Source organism: Pseudoduganella sp. RAF53_2 (genome assembly GCF_052113985.1).
GTDB lineage: Bacteria > Pseudomonadota > Gammaproteobacteria > Burkholderiales > Burkholderiaceae_D > Rugamonas.
Genome location: NZ_JBFRDW010000484.1, coordinates 1 through 8,242 on the forward strand (window position 1 = coordinate 1; position 8,242 = coordinate 8,242).

Sequence of the window (8,242 nt, forward strand, 5' to 3'; positions counted from 1 at the left end):
GGCAAGACCCGGTCTTGCGCTTTCATGCCAGCTGACTTGTTCGATCATGCCAGTCTTGCCCGTGTGGCGGGCTCCTATCTGCAGCCATTGCTGGAGGCGGCCGCCGCGCGTGGCGTGGGCGCCACGGCGCTGGCGCAGACAGCCGGGCTGGCCTCGTCCGCCCTCGATCCGCTGCCGGAGTCCCTGCCGGCGGACGATTACGTGCGTCTGCTCGACGTCGCAGCGGCACTGGCCGGCGATCCGCACTTTGGCCTGCACGTGGGCGAGCGCGTGAAGATGGGCACCTACAGCGTGTATGGCCTGATTCTGCTCAGCTGCCGCGATTTCGGCCAGGCCTTCGAGCAGACCATGCGCTACGAACAGCTGGCGCATGACCTGGGCCGCTCCGAGCTGCAAATCCGCGGCGGCAAAGCCCACTACACCTGGCACAGCAACTATCCGGCTACGCGGCGTCACCTGGCCGACAGCGTGTTCGCCGGCATCCGCACTTTCGGCAACTGGCTGGCGGGGAGCACGCTGCCCGCAGCGGAACTGGAGCTGATGCACGATGGCGGCGATCCGGCCGGGTATGCCGAATATGTGCGCGTGTTTGGCGCCCTGCCCCGCTTCGGTTCACCATCCAACACGGCCAGCTTCGACGCAGCCATGCTGGCCTGGCCGGTGCCGAATGCGGATGTCAGCCTGTACCCGGTATTGCAGCAGCATGCGGAACATTTGCTGAAGCAGCGCGCCCAGCCCGACGCGGGCATCGTGAGCCAGGTACACGCGGCGGTGGTGCGCCGCCTGTCGCAGGGACAGGTGCGGCTGGCGTCTGTGGCGCAAGATTTGAAGCTGACGCCGCGCACGCTGCAGCGCAAGCTGTCGGAAGCGGGAGCCAGTTTCCAGCAGGTGCTGGACCAGGCGCGTTTTGCTCTGGCGCGCGATTATTTGCGGCAGCCGGGATTAAGCCTGGTGGATATTGCCTTCCTGCTCGGGTACCAGGAGCAAAGCGCCTTCAATCACGCCTTCCGCGAGTGGTCCGGCATGAATCCCGGCGCCTGGCGAGATGCGGCGGATCATTGATCCGCCCTACCACGCCGCTCGTAGGGCGGATCATCGATCCGCCGGGTTTCAAGTTTCACTGCCCTTCACGCGCACGAAGGGGYCGATGCAGCTGTCCGTATCTTTTTTCTGGCACATGAGGAACATATTGCCGGATGGGTGGAACAGGATGAAGCTCTTGATCACGTGCCCCACTTTGGTGATTTCGCCGGTGCAGTCTTCCTTGCCGTTGTCCTTCACGATCTTGTCGTCGGACTGGTAATAGCCTTCGGTATCCGGCTGGTCTTCGATATTGAATTCCGATTCGGCCACTTCATGTGCGCTGGTGATGAGCGCCGTGCCGTCCGGCCGTATGCGGTAGATTTCGTGACAGGAACCGTCCGGCAGCACGAAGCGCCAGGTGCCGACGATGGGATGGTCATTGCGCAGGGGAGCAGCCGTGGCGCAACTGGTGGCGATAGCCGCCACAGCGGCGAGCAGGCGGAGCGAGACGGTTTTCATGGCGGCTCCCGTAGTTGATAACTACAGTATATCCCGCCTAAATTATTTGCATTTCCCGTTTGCTGCGGCGTAAAACACATGGGGCAGCGCGAGCAATCCACCCAGCACGATCGGTACGCCGGCCACCGAAACCACGGGCGGATTGTGCTTGAGCGCCCCGCCGCCCCAGCAGCTTTCCACGACAGCATCTTCAAAGGCGCGATCGATCGCGGCCTGGCTGGTGCCGAAGGTGCCGGGAGCGGATGCGCCGGCGCTGAAATCCGCCTTTGCATCCGGCGGCGGCAGCTTGGGCATTTCCGCGACGGTGGCCTTGATCGCGTCCTGGATGACTTTGTCGTCCAGGCGCGAGGTGGGCACGGGCGCCGGCTGGCCGGCCTGCGCCCACACCGCGCTGCACAAGAAGCCCAGGAGCAAGGCCAGGCGACGCATCTTACTTCTCCGCCACTGCCTTCAGCTGGGACAGGCCCTGCTCGAAGTCCTTGCCGATCATCTTGTCCATGCTGACGAACACGGTCATCAGCTTGGTGATGAACTGGCTGGGGCCGTTCATGGTCCAGGTGACCACGGTGCTGTCGCCTTGCGGCTGCAGCGCGAAGATGGCCTGGTTGGTGGATTTGAAGGGCTTGATGAAATCGAGCTTGATCACGACTTTGGACGGCGGCGAGTTCTCGGTGATTTCCATGCGACCCTGGCCCACTTCATCATTGCCGATCCAGGCATACACCGCGCCCTGGCCGCTGACCGGGCCTTCGAAAGTGCGCTTCATGTTCGGGTCCAGCTTTTCCCATGGCGACCAGGCGGCCCACTGGTGGAAGTCGTTGATGTAGCCGATGATTTTTTCCGGCGGCGCCTTGATGGTGGCGCTGCGCTGCACGGTGAAGCTATCCGGCTGGGTCAATGCCAGGCCGAGCACGGCGGCCACGATCACGACAATCGCGATAAGAACTTTCTTCAAGTTGCACCCCTCATTGTGGTTGGTCTGCGCGCAAGACTATCACAGGGTGCGCCGCTGCAAAAGCACCGGCAGCGCACTGGGGGTCATCGTGAAGGTAAACAGTTCTTCGACGGGCGCCGCATCGCGTACCGGCACCAGCGAGAAGCTGCGCGCCAGCATGGAAACGACCAGGCGGATTTCCGYCATCGCCAGATAGCGCCCCGGACAGAAACGCGGCCCGCCGCCAAAGGGCAGCAGCTTGCGCGAGGGATCATCCGGTGCTTCCTTGTGCGCCGCTTCCAGCCAGCGTTCGGGCAGGAAGCGCTCCGCATCCGGCAGCGGCGTATCGAGTTTGAATGCGTGGCGCATCAGAGGGAAGACGACAATTCCCGCCGGCAGATGCACATCGCCCAGGACCAGATCGACCGTCGGCTCGAAGCCGAGCATGGGCGCCACAGGCTTGATACGCATGGCTTCGCGCGTGCACAGGTCCAGCCAGGGTAGCTTGTCCAGCAGGCGGTAATCACGCAGCACCGTGAAGGGACCCAGCACCGACGCCGCTTCCTCGGCCAGCCGCGCCATGGCCAGCGGGGCGCCGGACAGCAGATGCACCAGCCAGGCAATGGTGTTGGAGGTGGTGTCTTCGCCAGCGAACACCATCACCACGGCATTGCCGATCAGGTCTTCATCCGTCATACCGGAGCCCGGCGCATCACGGTCCACCACCATCGCTTCCAGCATATTGGATGGCTTTTCGCGCAGCGCGGGCACGGCCGCGAGACGCATGCGCGCACGTTCGACAAATCCTGCCACCGCGTTCCGTACCCGCACGACGGCTGCATCCGTTTCGCGGTCCACCGGCAGCTTGAAAGCGCGCCAGTATTCGATCGGCGAGGTGAGCCTGCGCGCCACGCGGTTGAACAGGAATTCGATATCGCGCTGCAGTGGATTGTCTTCGTGCTCCAGCGTGTTGAGGTCCTGCCCCATGGAGAGGCCGATCGTCACGTCCAGCGCATAAGCCTTCAGGTCGCGCAGGATATTCGGCTGGCGGCCGGCATCCACGGCAGCCATCCAGCGCCGGTGCAGGCGCTCCGTCATCGCGATCAAAGTAGGATAAAAGCGGTGGATCACTTCCGGCGTGAGCGCATGCATCACCAGCTTGCGCTGGCGGCGCCATTCTTCGCCCTCCGCGGTGAACAGGCCGCGCGCACCCACTTCTTCCAGCGTGGTGGTGGAGCGCTCGGTGCGGCGCCACAGTTCGGGCCTTTCGTGCAGGATGTAGCTGACGTCTTCGCGGCGCGCAGTGGCCACGAAAGTGCGGTTCATCAAGCGGAATTTGTAGATCGGGCCGTATTCGACGGCCCATTGTTCCAGGGTGCGGTGGAAGTGCATCGCATCCATGCGGGCGATGTTGCCGACGACTGGCCAACCGTGCGGACCCGGCAGGCTTTCCACGCTGCGGGCGGCATCAAATCGGTCGTGTTCCAGTCTGGTGCCGCGTTTGCTCATGGTTAGCCTGCTTTCCGTATCACAGGATTGCCGGGGTCCCGGCTCCATTCGCACCAGCCGCCATCGTAGACGCTGATGCGCTCCCAATCCATCAACCAAGCGTAAAAGAATGCGAGCGAGGCGCGCCAGCCGGTGCCGCAGTAGAAAGCCGTTTGCTGGCCGGAATGGATGCCCGCTTCCCGCCATAACCGGCTAATCTCGACCGCAGGCTTCATCGTGCCGTCCGCATGGTGATACTCGCTCATGCTGTGCACATCACCATCCTTGCCTRCACGGCCCCAACGCGCACCGGGGATGTCCCCCTTTCCTTCAATATAACTATACCCCGAAGTTTTTCCTACGTGCTCACGCCAGGTTCGGATGCTCACGAGCACCGCGTCTTCCCTCTGGAGAAGGGCCCTCGCCTCATCGGTATTGATCAGAAAGTCGGGCCGTGCGGGGAACCGCGCGCCAAAGCTGTTAACCGCTTCGATCTGCGCGCTGGCGCCCTGCTCCGCCGGATAATGGGAGCGCTGCCATGCATCGAAACCGCCATCGAGCAGGCGCACGTCGGTGACGCCGGCGTACAACATCAGATGCGCGGCGCGCGCGGCGGCCAACGAACTGCGGCCATACAGAATAACGGTGGTGTCGTGGCGGATGCCGTGTTCCAGCAGCAGCGCGTGCAAGGCATCATCGGAAACCTTGTTCCATAGGGGCTGGATTTCGAGACGGTTGGTATCCAGATCTGGATGCAGCAGATGGCGCCAGCGCGCAAGGTCCGGTCGGAAGCCCTGCGCCTCCTGCTGTTCTGCCATCATTGCCACTTTTACTACTGCACGAAAATTAACCAGGCGGCAGTTTATCAGGTTCCGCTTTCTGCTCCGGTTTCTGCTCCTGCTTCGATTCCGGATACAGCACCACTTGCACGTAATTCCTGAAATCGAAATAGCGCCTGGCGGCGGCTTGCAGATCGGCCGGTGCCAGTGCATTCACGCGTTCCGTGTGACGCAGGATGACCGACGGATCGGTGCCATTGATGTACATGCTCTGCAGTGCGCTGATCCAGTAAGCGTTTTCCCGCACGGCGCGGCGATGATTGTTGATCCAGTTCTCCTTCACCTTGGCCAGGTCGGCTGCATCCGGGCCTTCGTCCTGCAGCTTGCGGATTTCGGCGAAGGTCGCCTCCAGCACCTTGTTCACGTTTTCCGGGCCGGTCGGCAGATTGATCGTGATGGTGTAGTTGCCGAATGGGTAGCGCGCCATGGTACCGCCCGCACCGCCGCCGTAAATCAGCGCCAGCTTTTCGCGCAGCGTTTCGGTGAGCTTGATGTTCAGCACTTCCACCATGGCGCTCAGACGCATTTGCTCGTCTTCCGAATACTTTGCGTCGCCGGCGAAAGTAAGATTGATGGTGCTCTTGGCTTCGTGGCCGCGATGCACTTCCTTCTTCACCACGCCGCGCACCGCACGCACGCCGCGATCCTTGAAGTTGTGCGCAATCTCGCCGCCCGGCAGGCTGGCGATATAAGTCGCGATCAGCGGCTTAACCTTGGCCACGTCGAAACTGCCGACCATGAAGAAGGTCATCCCGCGCGCACTGCTGAAGCGCTCCTTGTAGATATTGATGACGCGGTCGAGATTGATGCCTTCGTACTCCTCCGCACGCGGCACCAGCGCAATACGCGGGTGGTTGCCGTACAAGGTGCTGCGCATCGTATCCAGCAGCACGGACTCGGGGCGCGACAGGCTGTTGCGCGCCAGATCCTGCTGCTTGCCGATGAAGGACTGGAACAGCGCTTCGTCGCGGCGCGGATGGGTGAATTCGAGATTCACCAGCTGCAGCATGGTGTCCACATCCGCGCTGCCGGAATTCCCGCTCAACCCTTCCGTCAGGGCGCCCAGCGACGTGCCGACGTTGGCGGTCTTGCCGGCCAGGGTGCGCTGCAAATCCAGCGGCGTAAAGGTGGACACGCCCATCTGCGCCATGATGGTGCTGGTGTAGCGCGAATTGAAAATATCCGCTTCCTCGAACAGCGACTGGCCGCCGAAGCGCACGGCGCTCATCAGCACCTGATCGTTCTTGAAATCGGTCGGTTTCAGGATGACGCGGGCACCGTTGGACAGGGTCAGTTCCGTCGTGCCCAGCGTTTTATTCGCTGTTTCCTTCACGATCTTGCCTGGCTTCGGCATGACCGGCATCAGGCTTGCCGTGTAGGCCTTGTCTTCACGCGCCGTAACGGTGACTTTTTCAGCGGCGTCGACGGCGGTCAGGAGCGTGCTGGCAGGCGGCGCATCGGTCTTGTCGCTGCCCATGTAGATCACCAGCTTGGTCTGGCCTTCCGGAATCGACTTGCGCAGGCTGGCGTTGACTTCATCCAGCGTCACGGTCGGCACGATCTCGTTGACGTACTTGAATTCGTTCTCGATGCCGGGCATCGACTCGCCTTCCAGGAAGTTGCGCAGGTATTCCGACACGTACATCGAGGAATCGGACTTATCTCGCTCGTTGTACAGGCGCTCGATATTGCGCAGCATGGCTTTCTTGGCGCGGTCCAGTTCCGCCGGCGTGAAGCCGAACTGGCGCACGCGCTCGCCCTCCTGCACCAGCGCATTGATGGCGGGCAGTGGACCATCGCGGCYCAGCAGCGCCACGGAACTGAAGGAGCGATAACCGCGCACCACACGGCCCATGCTGCTGCCGCCCTGGATGAATGGCGGGTTGGCTTGCTGTGTCAATTCCGTGATGCGCTGGCTCAGCATCAGCGCGCCGAGGTTCTCGACCAGGCGCTCGCGGTATTCGCCGAAGGTGCTGCCTTCCGGCTTGTGCAGGATCGGGTAGCGGATGTGCAACACGTTGGTGGTCGCTTCCTTGTCCGTGATCACCAGCGCTTCGGACTTGGTGCGCTCCGGAATTTCAGCATAGGTACGCGGACGCTCGTTTTCAGGATTCTTCAAGTTGCTGAAATGGCTGATCACCAGCTTTTCCGTTTCGGCCGGATCGATATCCCCCACCACGAAGACGGCCATCAGGTCCGGGCGATACCAGTCGTGATAGAAGCGGCGGATCGTCTCCGGCTTGAAGCTGCGCAGGATCTCGGCCTTGCCGATCGGCAGGCGGTCGGCGTAGCGCGAGCCGTTGAACAACTTGGGCATCAGGATCTTGTTCATGCGGTCGGTGGCGCCGCGGCCGAGGCGCAGTTCTTCCAGCACGATATTGCGTTCGCTATCGACGTCCGCATCGTTGAACAGCACGCCGCCGGCCCAGTCTTCCAGCACCAGCAGGCCTTTATCGAGGTTTTCCTTGCGGTCCACCGGAATCGGCAGCATATACACCGTTTCGTCGACGCCAGTGTAGGCATTCAGGTCGGCGCCGAACTTCACGCCRATCGACTGCAGCCAGGACACCAGCTCGTGGCGCTTGAAATGGGTAGAGCCGTTGAAGGCCATGTGCTCGGTGAAGTGAGCCAGGCCTTGCTGATCGTCGTCTTCGAGAATGGAACCGGCGCGCACGGCCAGGCGCAGCTCCGCCCTTTGCTGCGGCTTGGGATTGCRCTGGATGTAGTAAGTGAGTCCATTCGGCAGTTTGCCGACGCGAACTTGCGGCGAAACGGGCAGCGGGTCGGTCGGATTGATTTCTGCATGCGTGAGCAGGGAGCAGCTCAAAAGCGCGGTGGCGAGTACGGCTTTCAGTCGGTTCATGGGCATCGGCAAGGTTGACATTTTCTTACGATACCAGATTTGCGCCGTCCTGCTACAATCCTCGGGCTCACGGCACGTTGCCGTGGGATTTTTACGTCTTCGGGGCGGGGTGAAATTCCCCACCGGCGGTATGGTCGCTTGCGACCGAGCCCGCGAGCGCCTGCGCAGTCCTGTGCAGGGTCAGCAGACCTGGTGAGAGGCCAGGGCCGACGGTCATAGTCCGGATGAAAGAAGATGTGTGCTTGCTTCCCTGCCGCCTTGCGCGGTTTGGGTTGTTGCGCCTGTTCGCTTGCCCTGGAGCGTTTTTCGCCATTTACTTTTGCGAGGAGCGTTTCCTATGTTTGATACTTCCACTGACCTTTCCACTCGTGTTCACGCAGCGCTGGATGCCATGCGCGCGGGCGTGCCCGTGGTCCTGCTCGATGATGCGGACCGCGAGAACGAGGCCGATCTGATTGTCGCGGCCGACCGCCTGACCGTCGAAACCATGGCGCTCATGATCCGCGAATGCAGCGGTATTGTTTGCCTGTGTTTGTCTGCCGAGCGCGTACGCGAGCTGGAGCTGCCGCCGATGGC

General features: G+C 62.1%; 8 protein-coding genes and 1 riboswitch. Of the genes, 2 read left to right on the top strand and 6 right to left on the bottom strand.

Going from position 1 to position 8,242, the window contains the following annotated elements; translation table 11 throughout:
• Positions 1-1,062: AraC family transcriptional regulator (locus AB4Z11_RS23485; protein WP_442028057.1), on the top strand; the 1,062-nt coding region annotated here is incomplete at its 5' end.
• 48 nt (positions 1,063-1,110) lie between these two features.
• On the opposite strand, the gene AB4Z11_RS23490 is transcribed toward AB4Z11_RS23485, so the two are convergent.
• Genes AB4Z11_RS23490 through AB4Z11_RS23515 form a run of 6 tightly spaced genes read right to left on the bottom strand, consistent with a single transcriptional unit; the run spans position 1,111 to position 7,666 of the window.
• Positions 1,111-1,542 carry a hypothetical protein gene (locus AB4Z11_RS23490; RefSeq protein ID WP_442028058.1) on the bottom strand — a complete coding sequence of 144 codons (432 nt, stop codon included), beginning with the start codon at positions 1,540-1,542 and terminating at the stop codon, positions 1,111-1,113.
• A gap of 42 nt (positions 1,543-1,584) precedes the next feature.
• Complete coding sequence (locus tag AB4Z11_RS23495) at positions 1,585-1,971, bottom strand: hypothetical protein (protein WP_442028060.1); 387 nt, start codon at positions 1,969-1,971, stop codon at positions 1,585-1,587.
• Between the two features lies 1 nt (position 1,972).
• On the bottom strand, positions 1,973-2,497 hold the full coding sequence (locus AB4Z11_RS23500; RefSeq protein ID WP_442028061.1) for an SRPBCC family protein: 525 nt from the start codon (positions 2,495-2,497) through the stop codon (positions 1,973-1,975).
• A 39-nt stretch (positions 2,498-2,536) separates the two neighbouring features.
• Positions 2,537-3,985 carry a cytochrome P450 gene (locus AB4Z11_RS23505; protein WP_442028063.1) on the bottom strand — a complete coding sequence of 483 codons (1,449 nt, stop codon included), beginning with the start codon at positions 3,983-3,985 and terminating at the stop codon, positions 2,537-2,539.
• Between the two features lie 2 nt (positions 3,986-3,987).
• On the bottom strand, positions 3,988-4,785 hold the full coding sequence (locus AB4Z11_RS23510; RefSeq protein WP_442028064.1) for a sulfurtransferase: 798 nt from the start codon (positions 4,783-4,785) through the stop codon (positions 3,988-3,990).
• A gap of 25 nt (positions 4,786-4,810) precedes the next feature.
• Positions 4,811-7,666, bottom strand: coding sequence for a M16 family metallopeptidase (locus AB4Z11_RS23515; RefSeq protein ID WP_442028065.1), 2,856 nt, complete (start codon positions 7,664-7,666; stop codon positions 4,811-4,813).
• A gap of 91 nt (positions 7,667-7,757) precedes the next feature.
• Positions 7,758-7,906, top strand: a riboswitch (FMN riboswitch).
• A gap of 97 nt (positions 7,907-8,003) precedes the next feature.
• Between AB4Z11_RS23515 and AB4Z11_RS23520 the strand changes: the two genes are divergently transcribed.
• On the top strand, positions 8,004-8,242 hold a 239-nt coding region (locus tag AB4Z11_RS23520; protein ID WP_442028066.1), incomplete at its 3' end, for a 3,4-dihydroxy-2-butanone-4-phosphate synthase.

Coding starts and splice junctions, on each gene's coding strand:
- AB4Z11_RS23495 (WP_442028060.1), bottom strand. CDS start 1,971: ATGCGTCGCCTGGCCTTGCTCCTGGGCTTCTTGTGCAGCGCGGTGTGG.